This window comes from Hymenobacter sp. J193, assembly GCF_024700075.1.
In the GTDB taxonomy this organism is placed as follows: Bacteria; Bacteroidota; Bacteroidia; order Cytophagales; family Hymenobacteraceae; genus Hymenobacter.
Genome location: NZ_JAJONE010000001.1, coordinates 3108725 through 3125601, shown reverse-complemented (window position 1 = coordinate 3125601; position 16877 = coordinate 3108725). Strand labels below are relative to the sequence as shown.

Here is a 16877-nt window from a genome sequence, read left to right as displayed (position 1 = left end):
CAGGAACGCGGAGAACGGACGCAGGCGGGCGCCTTCTCTACGGCCAGAACGTGGGTTTTTCCGTTACGCCCCGCTTGCGGCAGTCCACGCACTCAGCCGAAGAGTACAGGTAGAAAGACTTTGGCCCACTTGAAGTGGGAAGTTCAAATACATCTACCGGAATGGAAAAACCGGGGCTAAAGAACCCTTGAATCTCCGGGAGTTCGGGCCAGTCACTGGGTGGGTCGTTTGGCCGGGGAATTGTATCGAGAATGCAGGTTTCGTAGCCGTTTGCACGGGGCCAGGTATCAGGCAATTCTTTACGGTCGATAAACAGTCGTTTCTCAGCTACCGAGTGGGCACCCACAAAGCCAATAACCACTTCCTCTTTGTCCGATATACACTGCACGTTGCCGGTGAGTTGGCTAGGCAGCGGGTCATATAAAGAGCCGATGTTCTGGGAATTCTTACGCAGAATATCCAGGTAATTGTATTCCTCCCGGCTCAGGGCAGACTGCTTCACCAGAATACTGTATTTAAGCTGCAGCTTGGGCGTATTTCTGGGCAATAGCGTAATAGGTGCTTCCGATACCACGTTTTGCGCCAGCTTCTCCGTAGTACCAAGCCGAATACTGGTCGAGGCTTCGTTGCCCCAGCAGTGGCTTATATTATTGGTGCGCTCCTGTATTTTTCCGTTTTTGTATTCCAGCTTAGAAACAAAGGCAGAGTTGAACTCCCAGGTTTCCACGTATTCCCACTGATAGAATTTAAGGTTGTCCGTTTCATCCTGGGCGTTTACGGCAATCTGCAAACCTTCTGCCGTGGCCTTCCACGTAACTGATTCAATAGCCGGGGTGATTATTGCCTGGGTAAACTCGGAGACATATTCTTTTTGAGCGGCCGTGGTTAAGTGCAGGCGCACCCGGCTCGTATTGCCCAGTGACAATGCGGCCGAAGTATAGGTACCCGCGGGCCCTTCGGTCAAAGGGTACTGCTGCCCGCCTTCCTCTTCTATGTATACGCGCGCCTTACTTTCTACCAGCATATTGCCAACCTTATCCAGGGCAACAGCGCGCGACAACCGGATAGTCGTTACTCCCTGAGTATTGATGCTGCCATCAACCACCAGAAAGTTAATAGCTGCGGGGGTTAGGGCTGGTTCAAATGTTTCTATGCAGCTACTTAAAAGCCATAGGATACAAAGGGCCGCCATTCGCCCTGCCACAAGCACCTTACAATTCATAGTATGTATTGAACCCGTTTGTCTGCTACCTTATCCGTTTTCTGCGGGAAGCATTGCTCCCCCGTTAGCCTCGTCTGTACGGATACTCCATTGGGGCGCTACGCTTTTTATATGGTCGCCGGGTTCTGGTACTAAAGGTACCTATTCGGCCCGGTTGGTTGCATACCCAGAGTCATTTGCCGCCTATTAGGGCCAGAATGCCGGCTTCACGTTCACGCCCCGCTCCCGGCAATCGATGCATTCGGCGGTGGAGTAGTAGATGCCGGAGTCGCCTTTGGCAATTGCCACATACTTGGCATCGGCGAAAAGAGACGAGGACAACGTTGTATATAGCCCGCATGCTTCGTAGCCGGTGACCACCGGCCAGGTTGGCGGCAACTCGGCGCGGTCGATAAAAATACGCTGTTCGGTCACTGACTGGGCTCCGATAAAACCCAGCACCGGCTCCGTAGGGTCGGCTACATTATGCACATTGCCCGTGAGTTGGGTGGGCAGCGGATCAAAGAGGGAACCAATGTTTTCCGTGTTTTTGCGCAGCTCCTCCCAGTATTGGTACTCCTCCGGCGTGAGAGCATACTGCTTCACTTGAATACTGTACTTGATCGGCAGCTTAGGCGAATCATCAAACAGCTCCGTGATTTGCACTGACGCCACATTTTGGCTCAGGTTCAACGTGTTGCCCAGCAAAATAGTCGAGGGTGCTTCCGAGCCCCAGCAATGCTCGATATCCTCCGTGCGGTCGACCAGTTTTTCGTTTCGATACTCCAGATACGAGCGGTAGCGGGAGCGAAATTCCCAGGTTTCCTGGTAGCTCCAGCGGTAATGACGAGCGGCCTCCAGGTCATCATGTGCCGTTGATACGATGCGCAGCCGGTTTCCATCAATTTTCCAGGACAGCGAGTCTATGGCCGGCGTAACAAGTACCGACGTGTAGTCGGAAGCATATTCCCGCTGCTTGGCCGTAAGCACATGCAGGCGTACGCGCTGGCCCGCCGTCAGCATCAACGGGGCCGAGGTATAGGTTCCGGCCGTTCCTTCCGTGAGTTGGTAGCGCCGTCCGCCCTCTTCTTCGATGTACAGGCTGGCCCGGGCCTCAGCCGGCGGCGCGGCTTTGGTGCTCAGGCTGCTGGTACGCCCCAGTTTAATGGTAGTTACCCCCGGGTGTTGATGAACCCATCCACTACCAGCAGGTTGCTGTCGTTGCCTTCAACTGCCGGCTCATATGATTCAACACACCCGGTTAATAGCCATATAAGGCTATATAGCAACCATTTATTCGCCATTTTCCCTACAAATACCACGTTTCTATTATAGAACAAATTTCTTTAACGAGTAAATATAAGCTGGCCCGGGCTCTTGGCCTGAATCATGTTTGCTGCGTTGCCCTAGCTAGTTCAGAATTGGTGCCCGAATTGGTCGCAGCCGGGCTGTCTGCCTTTCCGCGTCTTATCTGATACGCAAAAACCACTTTCCGCGCAACCTTTCCCGCCCGCTGATTCGTGGGTAACTTTACTCTTAATAAATGTTGAATTGAGAATTGTGAATGCTGAATTATCGGCCTTCACAATTCCTAATTCAACATTCAGAATTCATAAATTCCCCGAAGGATGCCCGTATTCTCGCACCTGCACTGCCATACTCAATATTCCCTGCTCGATGGCCAGGCCAGCATCGGAGCCCTGATGAAAAAGGCCCAGGCCGACGGCATGCCCGCCGTAGCCCTCACCGACCACGGCAACATGTTCGGGGCCTTCAACTTCGTGGCTGAGGCCAATAAGTACAACGTGAAGCCCATTGTGGGCTGCGAGTTCTATATGGTGGAAGACCGGCACAAGAAGAGCTTCAGCCGGGAAAAAGGGGAGCGAGACGTACGCCACCACCAGCTCTTGCTGGCCAAAGACCAGGCCGGCTACCAAAACCTGGCCAAGCTCTGCTCCATGAGCTTCATCGAGGGGGTGTACAGCAAGTACCCGCGTATCGACAAGGAGTTGCTGCTGCAGTACCACGAAGGGCTGATTGCCACTTCCTGCTGCATCGGGGCCGAAATTCCGCAGGCCCTGCTCTGGAAAACCGAGGAAGAAGCCGAAAAGCAGCTCAAGTGGTGGCTCGACGTGTTCGGCGACGATTACTACATTGAAATCCAGCGCCACGGCATCGAGAACATCGACAACACCGGCAAAAGCCAGGAAGATCTGAATCAGACGCTGCTCAAGTGGGCGCAGAAGTATAACGTCAAGGTTATCTGCACCAATGACTCGCACTACGTTAACCAGGAGGATTTCGCGCCCCACGATATTCTGCTCTGCGTGAACACCGGCGAGGAGCACAGCATCCCGGTCGGTGACTTCCAGACCAAGTACTTCCGGCTGATGTCGCAGGACAAGAAGGTGCTCTACGACCACCTCGACAACCTGCGCCCCCTGGCGGCTTCCGACGACCAGGTGCGCCGCCAGCTCATGCGCATCGACGAGGAGTTCCAGATGCCCAAGCCCCGCTCCCGCTTCGGCTTCCCCAACGACCAGTTCTACTTCAAGAGTCAGGAGGAAATGAACCGGCTGTTCCGGGACGTGCCCGAAAGTGTGGACAACACAAACGAAATCGTGGATAAAATCACGCCGCCCAAGCTGCAGCGTGATATTCTGCTCCCCAACTTTCCGCTGCCGCCCGAGCACCCCACCGCCGACGCCTTCCTGCGCCACCTCACCTTCAAGGGTGCCTTCGAAGGACCCAAGCCGCGCTACTCGGTGCGCACGCCCGAAATCGAGGAGCGCCTCGACTACGAGCTACGCGTGATTGAGACGATGGGCTTTGCCGGCTACTTCCTTATCACGCAGGACTTCATCAACCACGGCCGCAACATTGGGGTAGCCGTGGGGCCGGGCCGGGGCTCGGCGGCAGGTTCGGCCGTGGCCTACTGCATCGGCATCACCAACATCGACCCGATTAAGTACTCTCTGCTGTTCGAGCGTTTTCTCAACCCGGAGCGCGTATCCATGCCCGATATCGACATTGACTTTGACGACGTGAACCGCCAGAAAGTCATTGACTACGTGGTGGATAAGTACGGCAAAACCCAGGTGGCCCAAATTATCACCTTCGGCACCATGGCCGCCAAAAGCAGCATCAAGGACGTGGCCCGGGCTATGGACCTGCCGCTGCCCCAGGCCAACGACCTGGTGAAGATGGTACCCGACCAGGTGGGTACTACGCTCACCAAGGCCTTTGCCGAAAACCAGGAGCTGGACATGATCCGGCGCGACGAAGCGCCCGATAACCTGCGCGGTCAGATTCTGCGCCTGGCTACCCAGCTCGAAGGCTCGGTACGTAACACCGGCATCCACGCCGCCGGCGTCATCATTGCCCCCGACGACATTACCAAGTACATTCCCGTCTCCACGTCCAAGGACTCGGACCTTTTGGTGACGCAGTTCGACGGCAAGGTGATTGAGAGTGCCGGCATGCTCAAGATGGACTTCCTGGGGCTGAAAACCCTGACTATCATCGTGGACGCCATCAACCTGATTGAGCAGAACCACGGCGTCAAAATCGACATCGACGAAATTCCGATTGACGACCAGAAAACCTACGAGCTCTACCAGCGCGGCGACACCATCGGTACGTTCCAGTTCGAGTCGGAAGGCATGCGCATGTACCTCAAGGACCTCAAGCCCACCAACATCGAGGACTTGATTGCCATGAACGCCCTGTACCGGCCCGGCCCAATGCAGTTCATCCCGAACTTCATCAACCGCAAGCACGGCCGCGAGGCAGTCGATTACCCCCACGAGCTGCTGGAACCCATCCTGAACTACTCCCAGGGCATCATGGTGTACCAGGAGCAGATCATGCAGACGGCCCAGATTCTGGCGGGCTACTCCTTGGGCGGCGCCGATTTGCTGCGCCGCGCCATGGGTAAGAAGGACATGAAGAAGATGGCGCTGGAGCGGGAGAAATTCTGCGAGGGCGCCGAGAAGCTGCACGGCATCAAGGCCAAAAAGGCCAACGAGGTGTTCGACGTGATGGAGAAGTTTGCGGCCTACGGCTTCAACCGCTCCCACTCCGCCGCCTACTCGGTGGTGGCCTACCAGACCGGCTACCTCAAGGCTCACTACCCGGCCGAGTACATGGCCGCCGTGCTCACCAACAACATGGGCGACATCAAGAAGGTGACCTTCTTTATCGAGGAAGCCCGCAAGCAGGGCGTAGCCGTATTGGGCCCCGACGTGAACGAATCCATCCTGAAGTTCAACGTGAACAAGCAGGGCCAGATTCGCTTCGGCATGGCCGCCGTAAAAGGCGCGGGTGAGGCTGCCATTGAAAATATTGTGGAAGAGCGGGGTAAGAAAGGCCCCTACACCGATATTTTCGACTTCTCAAAGCGCGTCAACCTGCGGGCCGTCAATAAGAAGACGTTCGAAAGCCTGGCTTTGTCCGGGGCCTTCGACTCATTTGAGCGCTACCACCGCCGCCAGTTCGTGGAAGCCCCCAGTGGCGACCAGAACCTGATTGACAAGGCCGTGAAGATGGGCCAGCAGTTCCAGGCCGACCAGGACTCGGCCCAGCAGAGCCTGTTCGGCGGCGGGGCGTTTGGCGCTGTGGCCATGCCTCTGCCCAAAGTAGCCGACATGGAGCCCTGGCCCGCCGTAGAGCAGTTGCGCCGCGAAAAGGAGGTGGTAGGCTTCTACCTTTCGGGCCACCCGCTCGACGACTTCAAGCTGGAAATAGACTCCTACTGCACCTGCGGGCTCGACAAAGTAGAGAACTACAAAAACCGCGAGGTAACGGTAGCCGGGCTGATAACGAACGTGCTGTTCAAGACCACCAAAACCGGTCAGCCCTTCGTGTCATTCAGCGTGGAAGACTACGAGTCCTCTCTGAACTTGGCGCTGTTTCGCGACGACTACTCTCGCTTTTCTCCCCTCATCAACCCGCGCAACTACGACAAGGAGCAGGTGCCGCCCATGTACATTCGGGGCAAGTACGCCCAGCGCTTCCGCGACTCCGACCAGTTCGAGTTCAAGATTCTGACCATGGAGCCCCTGTTCAACGTGGCCGAAAAGCTGGCCAACGGAGTGCGCGTGCAGCTTGACCTGCGCACCATCACCGAGCCCTTCATGGACCGGTTTATGGAAGCCGTGGAAGGTTGCCAGGGCTCCAAAAAGCTGGAAATCAAGTTTGCCGAGCCCCATGAGCACCTGGCCGTCGACACCTACTCGCGCCGCTACCGCATCGAGCCTAAGGAGTTCATCCGCCGGATGCGCGAAATGGAAATCGACGCCTGCCAGCTGATTTAATCTTGACAGTAAACAAAAAAGGGAGCCATAATCTGGCTCCCTTTTTTGTTTCAGTTATTCAGCAAAAGCTACGAACGACGCTGGTCGTCATCGGTGGTATAGCCACTACGTTGCGTGTTGGTGGTAGTATCATTGATGCGCTCCACATCTACTTCCGTTTTGCGCACCGTGTCGCGGATGGTTTCTTCCCGCTCAGTTACTTCTTTACCCAGCGTTACCTCCTCCACTACACGGGCTTCCTTGGCTACGACGGCACGCTCGGCGCTTTCCGTAATTTCAATTTCTCCTTCTTTGAAGGCAGCAAAATCGGCATCTGTGGCCGGGCGGTCTACCGCGTGGCGCTCTACGTTTACGTGCTCTTCGCGCAACCGCACACTGGCTTCCACGGGGCGCTCTACAATACGGCTGCGCAAACGGGCACCTCCGGTTTGCTCGGTTCGCTTACCTACCTGCAGGTTTTCTTCAATAACCTGAGCCGACAGGCCAGCCTGGCTGGTATTTCCACCCTGCAGACTATTGCTCATGGTGTACCCGGTTTGCGAGGCGCGCTCATCTACATCAACTGTCCCGGCCTGGTCAAGGATTTCGGCGGCCTGGCGGGCATGCTCGTCCGACTGGCAATGCACCGTTACCACGGAGCTGCTGTTGCGGGCCACGTGCGAGTAACGCTGGGCGTCATCATCACCGCCGAACAGGTTGTTGAAGAAGTTCCCGATGCTGTCGCCGGTGCGACCAGCGGCATCAGTAGCTCCTTCTACGGCCGTGCCGCTGGTGTTGCGGTAGTTGCTGCCCGACTGGCTGGCGCCGCTTGAGGCAACATCTACACTTTCCTGAGTGAAGCCGGCGGCAGCTAGTTGGCGGGCGGCTTGCTGCGCCTGGTCGGCGCTATCGAAAATTCCTACTACGGTCTGGCTCATGGGAAAGAATACTTAAGGGTTAATGGGTGGGTTGAGAAGTGGCAGCATCGTCTGAAAGAAAGGATTGACGCTCAATCTGGATTTCTTCCTGCCGTAGCTGCACGGTTTGGGTATGAGGCACTTGCACGACTTGCTTGGTGATGCGGATTTCCTCCACTACCAGTACCCGGGTTACCACCACCTCCCGCAAAACCGGGATAATGGTCGTGTCCCCTTCCTGGCGGCTGACAGGCAGTTCCGCATCGTCGGCCACAAACTGGTTGACGGGCCGCCGTTCTACCTGCACATTTTCCTGCTGCAGAAGCACGTTCAGTTGCTCCTCCTGCTCATGCACTCGTTTGATAATCTGCACCCGGCCACTCTCCATCACTTCCCTTGTCAGGATGGCTCGTTCCTCTATTACAGGTAAAACCACCGCTGCAGCCTGCTCAGTGCTGAGCCGGTCAGGCGTTTCGGACGAGGCGGAAGATGAGGTCGGATTCATTGCCCAGTCTTACGCTCATCCCCAGGCATAGGCCACCTAGCTGGACAGTATCCTGCTAAATCAGACGAACAATTATGGTATAATAATCATTTTTTCTATAGTATTTCTATGTGCGAATATAAAGGCATTGCGAACTTTAAGCATTAGAAGAACACCCTAATCAGCCTAAAAGATGGTTTGCACAATAGCAAGGTGTTCAAAATTGTGTCTTCGCTTTATTATCTGTTGGCTTCAGTATTTCTCACTGCGACAAAAGCACTTAAAATAAACTTTCAATTATTATTGAAAGTTTAAAATACTATCCTACATTTGAGCCATGCAACTCGACGAAGCCAAGCGCAGGTTCATTGAAGGCTGGGGCACCCTGGGCTCGGCCTGGGGCGTGAGCCGCACGATGGCCCAGGTCCATGCCTTGCTGCTGGTGTCGCCGGGGGCTTTGAGCACCGAGGACATCATGGATCAGCTGCAGATTTCGCGGGGCAACGCCAACATGAACGTGCGCGCCCTCATCGACTGGGGAATTGTGCGCAAGGAGTTACGGCCGGGCGAGCGGCGGGAGTTTTTCTCGGCCGAGAAAGACATTCACCGGGTGGCTACTCTCATTCTGCAGGAGCGCCACAAGCGCGAAATAGCGCCGCTGATGCGCGTGCTCGGCGAAATAAGCCAGGTGGAAGAATCACCGGCAGCTACGCCGGAAGAAACCAAGGCCTTTACCCACATGATAGGCAGCATCCAGAACTTCGCGCAGTTTGCTGACCAGGCCGCTGCTACCCTTATCAAAGCCGACGAAAACTGGTTTATCAGCACCTTCATGAAACTGATGCTTCCCCGCCCGTAGCCCGACTATTTTTTTGCCCATGTATTTCAATTTTTATTGAAAGTTTAATAACAAAGAATAGGCTCGATTTTTTTCTCTTCTCCACCCTTCACCTCTTACTTCCATGAATCAACCCTTGATGGTGCTGGCCGGTGGCAACGGCTTTCTGGGGCGGCACCTGGCCCGTCATTTTCGGAAGCTGGGGTACGAGGTGCTCACGCTTACCCGACGCGCCCAGCGCTTCGGAGAGGTAAGCTGGGACGGACGCACACTGGGGCCGTGGGCCCGGAAGCTGGAAGGTGCGGCGGTGCTGCTGAATCTGGCCGGCAAATCGGTGGATTGCCGCTACCACGCTGCCAACCGGCGCGCTATTACGCGTAGCCGCACCGAAAGTACACGGGTACTGGGCGAAGCCGTGGCCCAGTGCCAGGCCCCACCAGCGGTGTGGCTGAACTCCTCTACGGCTACCATTTACCAGCATACCACGGGCCAGGCGCCAGCCAATACGGAAGAGAGCGGCCGTATTGGCCGAAACTTCTCGGAGATGGTGGCGCAAAAGTGGGAAGCCGAGTTCTGGCTGGCTCCTACGCCCCGCACGCGGCGCGTGGCTTTGCGCACGGCTATTGTACTGGGTGCCGATGGCGGAGCGCTGCCCGTGATGGCGCGACTGGCCCGCTGGGGCCTCAGCACCCCGCAGGGCGACGGGCAGCAATGGGTACTGCACGTGGAGGACTTCTGCCGGGCAGTGGAGTTTCTGCTGGCGCAGCCGGCGCTGGACGGCACCTTCAACGTGTGCGCCCCGGAGCCGCTGTGCAACCGGGGGTTCAACGCCCTGCTCGACCAGCATTACCGGCCGCGCTGGCACCTGCCGCAGCCCCGGTGGTTATTGGAAATAGGCGCCTTCCTGCTACGCACCGAAACCGAGCTGATTTTAAAAAGCCGCAAAGTGGTGCCCCAGCGGCTGCTGGAAGCCGGTTTTCGGTTTCATTACCCGGTTTGCCAACAGGCATTGGCCGATTTGCTGCCGAAGCTGCCTTGAGTTACAGCCGCGTACTTGATACACCCAACTTTCTCTTTTCACCTTTTTCTCCTTTCACCTTTAACTCTTTCAAGCCATGAACTATCATCTGCTGGTGTACGGTGTGTATCTGCCCGTTACGGTGCTGCTTACGGTGTGGGTAGCGCGCACGCTCTTCAAAAACGGCCGCCTGTTTCTGGTGGATATCTTCCATGGCAACGAGCAGCTGGCCGATTCCGTCAACAAGCTGCTGCTGATGGGTTTTTACCTCGTCAACATCGGTTACGCCACGCTCACGCTGCGCACAACCGAGCCCGTAAACAGCTACCAGGCCAGCGTGGAAACGCTCAGCATCAAAATCGGCACCATCATCCTGATTCTGGGGGCCATGCACTTCTTCAACCTGTACGTATTCTACAAGCTCCGCAACCGGGCCCAGGAATATGCCCGGGCCTATCAGTTTGTAGTCGATAAAAAATAGGTAGCCGGCTTCTGGTGGCGAGCCGCCGGGTTTGGTCAGCAGTCGACTATGCTAAGAGCACAGTAAAGCTGCCAACCTGGCCGACTGAACTTTCCGGCGCGCTCCTTGTTTGAAACGCAATCTGCTACCTTGCGGGCCCAAGTTTCGTAAGCAGCACTTTCACGTTGTCATCACCACAAACCCCTTTCTATCATGGGACATAAAGCCATCGAAATCACCGATGCGAATTTCGACCAGATCATCAACTCCGATAAACCCGTACTCGTGGACTTCTGGGCCGAGTGGTGCGGCCCGTGCCGCATGGTAGGCCCGGTAGTAGAAGAGCTGGCCGGCGAATACGAAGGCAAAGCCATTATCGGCAAAGTGGACGTAGACTCCAACCCGCAGACGTCCGCCAAATTCGGCATTCGCAGCATTCCTACGCTGCTCGTGTTCAAGAACGGGCAGATTGTGGACAAGCAGGTAGGCGCCGTGCCCAAGCACGTTCTGGCCCAGAAACTGGACGCTCAGGTAACCGCTTAGGCGCATTACGGATCATATAAAAAGCCCCTCGTGCCAGCGCACGAGGGGCTTTTTGTTTGTGGTTTATTTGCTTTGCCAGGTTGTATAACGGCCTAATACTGCTGCCCGGGAAAGTTGGCGCGGGCTTCGGTGGGCGGGGTGCGGGGCGGCTTGGAGCTCCCAAACAAGCTGAAGTTGGGCGCGAAGGAAATAGGCACTGTGTAGGTTACAGCCGTGGGCACGTTGTATTCGCGCCCCGGCTGAAACTGCGGCAGCCGTTCTACCACGCGCCGGGCTTCGTTGTCGGCCTCCGGGGCCAGACCACGTACAACCCGCACCTGCCCCACCCGGCCGTCCTCACCAACTGTGTACGACACGTACACTTTACCGCTGATGCCCTTGCGGCGCGTGTCGCGCGGGTACTGGGTATTGCGGCTAATGAAATCCAGCAAAGCCTGCTCCCCCCGGGGAATTCCGGCATCTGGCGGCGCTGCAGCTTGCCGACGAAAGGGCTGCCATCCAGGTTAAAGAATGCCAGCGCTGGGCCCTTGGCCCGGTTCAGCAGTTCAATGGCACTCAGTTGGCCATTGTCGTAGTAGTAGCGCCACTCGCCCACGGGCCGCCCGTAGAGGTATCGACCTTCGGAGCGTTTCTGCCCGTTGCGGTGTACGGTTACCCAACGGCCGGTGCGCTGGCCTTCTTCAAACTGGCCTCGCTCCCGCACTTTGCCGTTTTCGTACCAGGCCACGTACACGCCGGCCGGCTCATCGTCTTCGAAGTGTACCTGGCTGGCTTTGGTGCCGTTAGGATGGTACCACGTAAACAAGCCCGTACGCCACACCGGGTCGATGCTGGCAAAGGTACCCCGCAGCAGCAAGGTGCCATTGATGGTATGCTCGCGGATGGTATAGCCTGCGTCGGTTTTGCGGTCGATGATGCGGTAGTGGGTGGCGCTGTCGGGCACCACTTCCTCACCCTGCTCATTGAGGTAAATAGCCGGCATACTCTGGCTTATAGCACCTCCCGATAAGCAAAACAATCCAATGATAAGTACGAGTGTCTTCATGCGCAGCTGGATTGGGAGAAGCTAAATATACAAAACAGAAGTACGCAAGCAGCCGCCGGAAGACCTAAAAAATACCGGCAATTTCTACTCTCTCCGCTTTGCCATTATCCTATCTCCCACTCATTTACGCGCCTTTCTGTTTATACAGCTCAGAAAATTGTTCGATTACATGATTAGTTATAACGCACTTTATAGCAACAGTCTTCATCTCACAATAATGCTATAGCAGTTTCTTGAACAATGTATCTGGTTTGTAGAGACGCGTACTCGCGTCTTGTCGTCTGTGTCGCTTATTTTTTCAATGACGAGACGCAAGTAGGCGTCTCTACACCCTTCGTGAAACTGCTATAAATACTGCTACTCGTTAAAACCAGTAAACAACCAGACGTAGCAGCAGCTATAAAAAACAGACAGCCTGCCCCTCCAAGGAATGGCGGGGCAGGCTGCAACAGGTGCGCGGCTGAGAGCTTAGAGCAGTTGAATAGGGCGGTTAAGGGTTTCTTCGAGCGAAATCAGAGTTTCTGTGCGCTCAATTCCCTCAATCAGCTGAATCTTGTCGTGCAACACTTCCCGCAGGTGGTTGGTGTCGCGGCAGATGATGCGGGCAAACAGGCTGTAGTTGCCGGTGGTGTAGTAAATGCTCAGGATTTCGGGAATGGCCTTCAACTGCTCGGCTACGCTGTTATATACCGAGCTTTTGTTGAGGTAAATCCCAAGGAAGGCGTTGATATCGTAGCCCAGTTGGGCGTAGTCGATGTTGAGGGTAGCCCCCCGCACAATGCCTAATTCCTCCATCCGCGCCATGCGTACGTGCACCGTCCCCCCCGAAACGTGGACTTTACGGGCAATTTCCGTGTAGGGCATCTTGGCATCATCTATCAGCAGGGCCAAAATCTTCCGGTCGGTGTCATCAAGTTCGTAATTACGAGCCATTTTCAAAAACTATGATTGCTGTTTTTTCAAGCAAATGAACTGTTTATTAAAAAGAATGTAAATTTTTAGCAAATTGTCTGCAAGTATTTTACAATAAGGGATTCATTTTTACCTTTGTCATAATCCAACGCAAACGGCGCGGGACATCTTGTAGAATGATGAAACTGGCAGACATGCCCTCCTCTCTCGGGGGTGGAGATTCGGGAAAAACTGGTCCGGCGGCCGGCTAACCACTCCGTGGAGGTTCGAATCCTTCTTCTACAGCTATTATCAGGGATGATTTGTGGGGGAGAAAAAAACAAGGACGTATCTGGGTGGGTGCGTCCTTTATCAGGAGGCTGCATCTGGGTGGGTGCAGCCTTTCTTTTTGTACCTACCATAACCCGCCTACCTACTGGCCTCACCCCGAAGCTTTTCCCGTGAAAAATCGCGCAAAGGTCTGTTTTTTCCTGCATAAAAGCCTGCGGGCAGGCCAAATAAAAGCCTCTACTACATCGATGCAGTAGAGGCTTTTATTGTGGCAACGGTTGCATTCAGTTACTTATATATTAATATCTGAGGCTTTCCATCGGCTTTGATATAGCCCCTATACATCCCCTCGGAGTTGAAAGGCATGGCCACGTTGCCCGCCGCATCCAGCGCAATCAGCCCCCCGTCGCCGCCCATCCGGCCCACTTTATCGATGGTCGCCTGTGCGGCCTGCTGCACGGGCACGTGCTGATATTCCACGCGGGCCGCTACGTCGCGCGCTACGGTAGCGCGGATGAAATACTCGCCCCAGCCGGTGCAGGATATTGCGCACGCACTGTTATCGGCGTAGGTACCGGCCCCAATAATGGGCGCGTCGCCGACGCGTCCGTAGCGCTTGTTGGTCATGCCGCCGGTGCTGGTGGCAGCGGCCAGGTTGCCGTACTGATCGAGGGCTACGGCGCCTACGGTACCGTATTTTTTGCCTTCAGTGAAGATGTTTTCTATGGCCCCGGTAGGCTGACGGCCGTTCTTGAGCTTTATCTTGGTTTTCTGCGGCAGGGCCGCGGGCTTGGTAGGGGCATTGAGCTCATCAGGCGTGCCCGCGCTTTTTTCGGCCTGCAGGGCTTTCTGCAGCTGTTGGTAGCGGGCCTCGGTATAGAAATACTCGGGCGACACTATTTCCAGTCCTTTCTCCCGGGCAAACAACTCGGCCCCGGCGCCCGTCAGCATTACGTGCTCCGACTTTTCCATCACGGCCCGCGCGGCGCTGATGGGGTTGCGCACCACCGTCACGCCCGCTACTGAGCCGGCCTTCAGCGTGCGTCCATCCATAATGGAGGCATCCAGCTCATTGCGCCCCTCGTGGGTGAACACGGCTCCTTTGCCAGCGTTGAACAGGGGCGAGTCTTCCATGAAGCGCACGGTGGCTTCTACGGCATCGAGCGAGGTACCGCCCTTTTTCAGAATAGCGTAGCCGATCTGCAGGGCCTGGTCTAGCGCCTCCTGGTAGGCTTTTTCCTTCTCAGGAGTCATCAGGGCCCGCGTAATAGTACCCGCCCCGCCGTGAATGACCAGGGTGATGCGGCTGGCATCTACCGACGGCGCGTCAGCGGGCGTGGCACTAGTGGCTACTTGTGCCAGCATGGGCGCGGAACTCAGCAACAACCCCGAGAGAAGTACGAAAAGCTTTTTCATGGCAAACGAAAAATGGAGCAGACGAAAAGCAGACAACCCACCCGGCAGCAGCTGGCGGCCAGACGGGTTGTGCAAGGTACGGGCTGCGCAGAAATGGGCGCTAGCGCGTAGCTACGGGCTGAGTTTGCTGGCGGTAGCGGGCCAGGCCGGCATCCAGAAACTGCAGGAACTTGGTGGCATCGGCCTCGTAGGCCATCGGCGGAGCCAGCGTGTGCGCCAGATCGGTCGGGGCGTTGGGGTCGAGGAGTACGTAGTACGGCTGGGCATTCACATTGAAGCCCGTGAGCTGCAGATCAGCGTTTTTCTTGCCCAGCGTGGTTTTCTGCTTGTTGTCGTGGCGGGATACGTACCACTCAGCCTGGGGCAGCTCGGTTTTGTCGTCGACATACAGCGCTACCACTACAAAGTCTTCGCGCAGACGCTTAAGTACCTGCGGATCGCGCCACACGGTTGCTTCCATCTTGCGGCAGTTGACGCAGGCGTGGCCGGTGAAATCAATAAACAGCGGCTTGCCCACGGCCCGGGCGCAACGCTTGGCCTGCTCCAGGTCGAAATAGCCCGGCAGGTTGTGCGGCAGCTCCAGAAACCCGGCGTAGCGCGGGGCCTCGCACTGGCTGTTGACAGCGGCCAGAGCCGGGGTTGCTGGCGCCGCTCCGGCCAGGGTGAAGTCGTGGCGGCTCTGGGGGGGCAGGTAGCCGGCCAGCAGCGGCAGTGGGGCCCCGAACAGACCTGGCACCAGGTAGGTCATGAAGCTGAACGCCAGCACGGCCATCAGCAGACGGCCCACGCTCAGGTGCGGCAGGTCGGAATCGTGGGAGAGTTTGAAGCGGCCCAGCAGGTAGAGCCCCAGCAGGCCGGAAAGGGTAATCCAGAGGACGAGGTAAATGTCGCGCGAAAGCAGGTTCCAGTGGTAGGCCAGATCAGCCATGCTCAGGAACTTCAGGGCCAGCATCAGCTCCACGAAGCCCAGCACCACCTTCACCGTGTTCAGCCAGCCACCCGAGCGGGGCAGGTTTTTCAGCCAGGCCGGGAAGATGGCAAACAGCGTGAAGGGCAGCGCGAAGGCCAGGGAAAAGCCTAGCATGCCCACAATCGGCGTCAGCCGCTCGCCCTGGGCCGCCAAACTCAGGATGGTAGCCACAATGGGTCCCGTGCAGGAAAACGACACAACCACCAGCGTGAGAGCCATAAAGAAGATGCCGCCCCAGCCGCCTTTGTCGGCCTGCGCGTCAATTTTATTGACCATGCCGTGGGGCAGGGTGATTTCGAACAGCCCCAGGAATGATAGGCCGAACACCACGAACACCACGAAGAAGATAAGGTTGGGCAGCCAGTGCGTGCTGATCAGGTTGAGGCCATCGGCTCCGGCCAGCACTGTCACCAGCAAGCCTACTACCACATAAATAAAGATGATGGACAAGCCGTAGACCATGGCTTTGAAGATGCCCTGCTGCCGCGTGCCGCCTCCGCTGGTGAAGAAGGAAACGGTCATTGGAATCAGCGGGAACACGCAGGGCGTAACCAGCGCCAGCAGCCCCGATACAAAGGCTGCTAAAGCAAAGCTCCACAAACTGGTAGCCGGCGCCGTAGCGGCGGCTATATTGGTTGGTGCCACCGTAGCTGTATTTGCGGTCGGGGCACCCGTAACAGCAGTATCAGCGGGCACGACGCTAGGCGCAGAAGCCAAAGCAGCGGTGGCCGTATCGGTAGGGGGAGCCGGACTGGCGGCAGCTGCAGCTGCCGGAGCAGCCCCAGACGCCGTGGCAGCAGCAGCAGGCATAGCGGCGGCCGTAGTAGGTGGTGCCGCGGCCGTACCCGTTACCTCAATCGGGCCGAAGCTCAGGCTTTGCTCGCCGGGAATGCAGCGGCCATCTACATCGGTGCAGGTCTGAAACTCCGTCTCGGCTTTGATGGTAAGCGTGCCGGGCTGGAGCAGGCGGATGCGCTGGCGGATCTGGCCGGTGCCTTCGAAATACGTGACGTCGCCCTTGAACACGTCGTCGTACTTCTTTTTGCTGCTGATAGACTTGGGTTTGCCTACCAGCTCGTAAGCGGGACTTTTAGCGAAAGTGAAGGTGAAAACCGTGGGGCCTAGGTCGGGGTCGAAGTCGGTGGCGTAGAGGTGCCATTTCTCGTCGATGCGGGCATTCACAATCAGGTCCAGCTCCTCCCCCACCCGGCCCGACGGCTGGCTGACGGCGCTGGTGAGCTTGGATGGGGTAAGTACCTGGGCGGCAACCGGATCTGGCAAAAATCTCAGCAGCAAAAGCGAAAGCAGAAATAGTCGAAAAGCAAGGGGCATAAGCACAAAAGCAAAAGCAGGGTACGGCAGCTGCTCGTACGCAACAAAGTTCAGGAAGAAGTAGCACAATTTTTCCGCGAAGGTTGCGGCCCGGATGGTCGGCTGGCTCCCGGGCTGCCGGTGCGCCAACCGCATGGACGGATTCTCGTACTTTTGTGGTACTTAGGGGAACCGGGC

Annotated in this window: 13 protein-coding genes and 1 pseudogene; 5 read left to right on the top strand and 9 right to left on the bottom strand. The window is 56.7% G+C overall.

From position 1 onward, the window contains the following. Positions 1-37 precede the first annotated feature (37 nt). Both LRS06_RS13745 and LRS06_RS13740 read right to left on the bottom strand, forming a co-directional pair. Positions 38-1192, bottom strand: a complete 1155-nt coding sequence (locus LRS06_RS13745; protein WP_257871994.1) for a DUF4249 domain-containing protein — start codon at positions 1190-1192, stop codon at positions 38-40. A gap of 216 nt (positions 1193-1408) precedes the next feature. Next, positions 1409-2386 (bottom strand): annotated as a pseudogene (locus LRS06_RS13740) (DUF4249 domain-containing protein); the annotation flags it as partial. 443 nt (positions 2387-2829) lie between these two features. On the opposite strand from LRS06_RS13740, the gene dnaE reads away from it, so the two are divergent. Beyond that, positions 2830-6516 (top strand): DNA polymerase III subunit alpha, encoded by a 3687-nt coding sequence (dnaE, locus tag LRS06_RS13735; protein WP_257871993.1) that lies wholly within the window; start codon positions 2830-2832, stop codon positions 6514-6516. A gap of 68 nt (positions 6517-6584) precedes the next feature. Here the strand turns inward: dnaE and LRS06_RS13730 are convergent, their stop codons facing one another. Then, positions 6585-7433 (bottom strand): YsnF/AvaK domain-containing protein, encoded by an 849-nt coding sequence (locus LRS06_RS13730; protein ID WP_257871992.1) that lies wholly within the window; start codon positions 7431-7433, stop codon positions 6585-6587. A gap of 19 nt (positions 7434-7452) precedes the next feature. Next, positions 7453-7917, bottom strand: a complete 465-nt coding sequence (locus LRS06_RS13725) for a YsnF/AvaK domain-containing protein (protein ID WP_257871991.1) — start codon at positions 7915-7917, stop codon at positions 7453-7455. Positions 7918-8233: 316 nt separating this feature from the next. On the opposite strand from LRS06_RS13725, the gene LRS06_RS13720 reads away from it, so the two are divergent. From LRS06_RS13720 to trxA, 4 genes are all read left to right on the top strand, one after another. After that, positions 8234-8755: a GbsR/MarR family transcriptional regulator gene (locus tag LRS06_RS13720; RefSeq protein WP_196953785.1), complete on the top strand. Its 522-nt coding sequence runs from the start codon at positions 8234-8236 to the stop codon at positions 8753-8755. A gap of 103 nt (positions 8756-8858) precedes the next feature. Further along, on the top strand, positions 8859-9773 hold the full coding sequence (locus LRS06_RS13715) for a TIGR01777 family oxidoreductase (RefSeq protein ID WP_257871990.1): 915 nt from the start codon (positions 8859-8861) through the stop codon (positions 9771-9773). A gap of 76 nt (positions 9774-9849) precedes the next feature. Next, complete coding sequence (locus LRS06_RS13710) at positions 9850-10233, top strand: hypothetical protein (protein WP_257871989.1); 384 nt, start codon at positions 9850-9852, stop codon at positions 10231-10233. Positions 10234-10425: 192 nt separating this feature from the next. Further along, positions 10426-10755 carry a thioredoxin gene (gene trxA, locus LRS06_RS13705; protein WP_135397675.1) on the top strand — a complete coding sequence of 110 codons (330 nt, stop codon included), beginning with the start codon at positions 10426-10428 and terminating at the stop codon, positions 10753-10755. 92 nt (positions 10756-10847) lie between these two features. On the opposite strand, the gene LRS06_RS13700 is transcribed toward trxA, so the two are convergent. The 5 genes from LRS06_RS13700 to LRS06_RS13680 form a co-directional block, all read right to left on the bottom strand. After that, a complete protein-coding gene (locus LRS06_RS13700) occupies positions 10848-11111 on the bottom strand; it encodes an energy transducer TonB (protein ID WP_257871988.1) in 264 nt (87 codons plus the stop codon). After that, complete coding sequence (locus LRS06_RS13695) at positions 11015-11800, bottom strand: toxin-antitoxin system YwqK family antitoxin (protein ID WP_257871987.1); 786 nt, start codon at positions 11798-11800, stop codon at positions 11015-11017. The genes LRS06_RS13700 and LRS06_RS13695 overlap by 97 nt, the downstream gene beginning before the upstream one ends. Positions 11801-12268: 468 nt before the next feature. Then, positions 12269-12733, bottom strand: coding sequence for an Lrp/AsnC ligand binding domain-containing protein (locus tag LRS06_RS13690; protein ID WP_196953789.1), 465 nt, complete (start codon positions 12731-12733; stop codon positions 12269-12271). 537 nt (positions 12734-13270) lie between these two features. After that, on the bottom strand, positions 13271-14398 hold the full coding sequence (locus LRS06_RS13685; RefSeq protein ID WP_257871986.1) for an isoaspartyl peptidase/L-asparaginase family protein: 1128 nt from the start codon (positions 14396-14398) through the stop codon (positions 13271-13273). A 100-nt stretch (positions 14399-14498) separates the two neighbouring features. Then, positions 14499-16649, bottom strand: a complete 2151-nt coding sequence (locus LRS06_RS13680) for a cytochrome c biogenesis protein CcdA (protein WP_308239907.1) — start codon at positions 16647-16649, stop codon at positions 14499-14501. Positions 16650-16877: the final 228 nt, after the last annotated feature.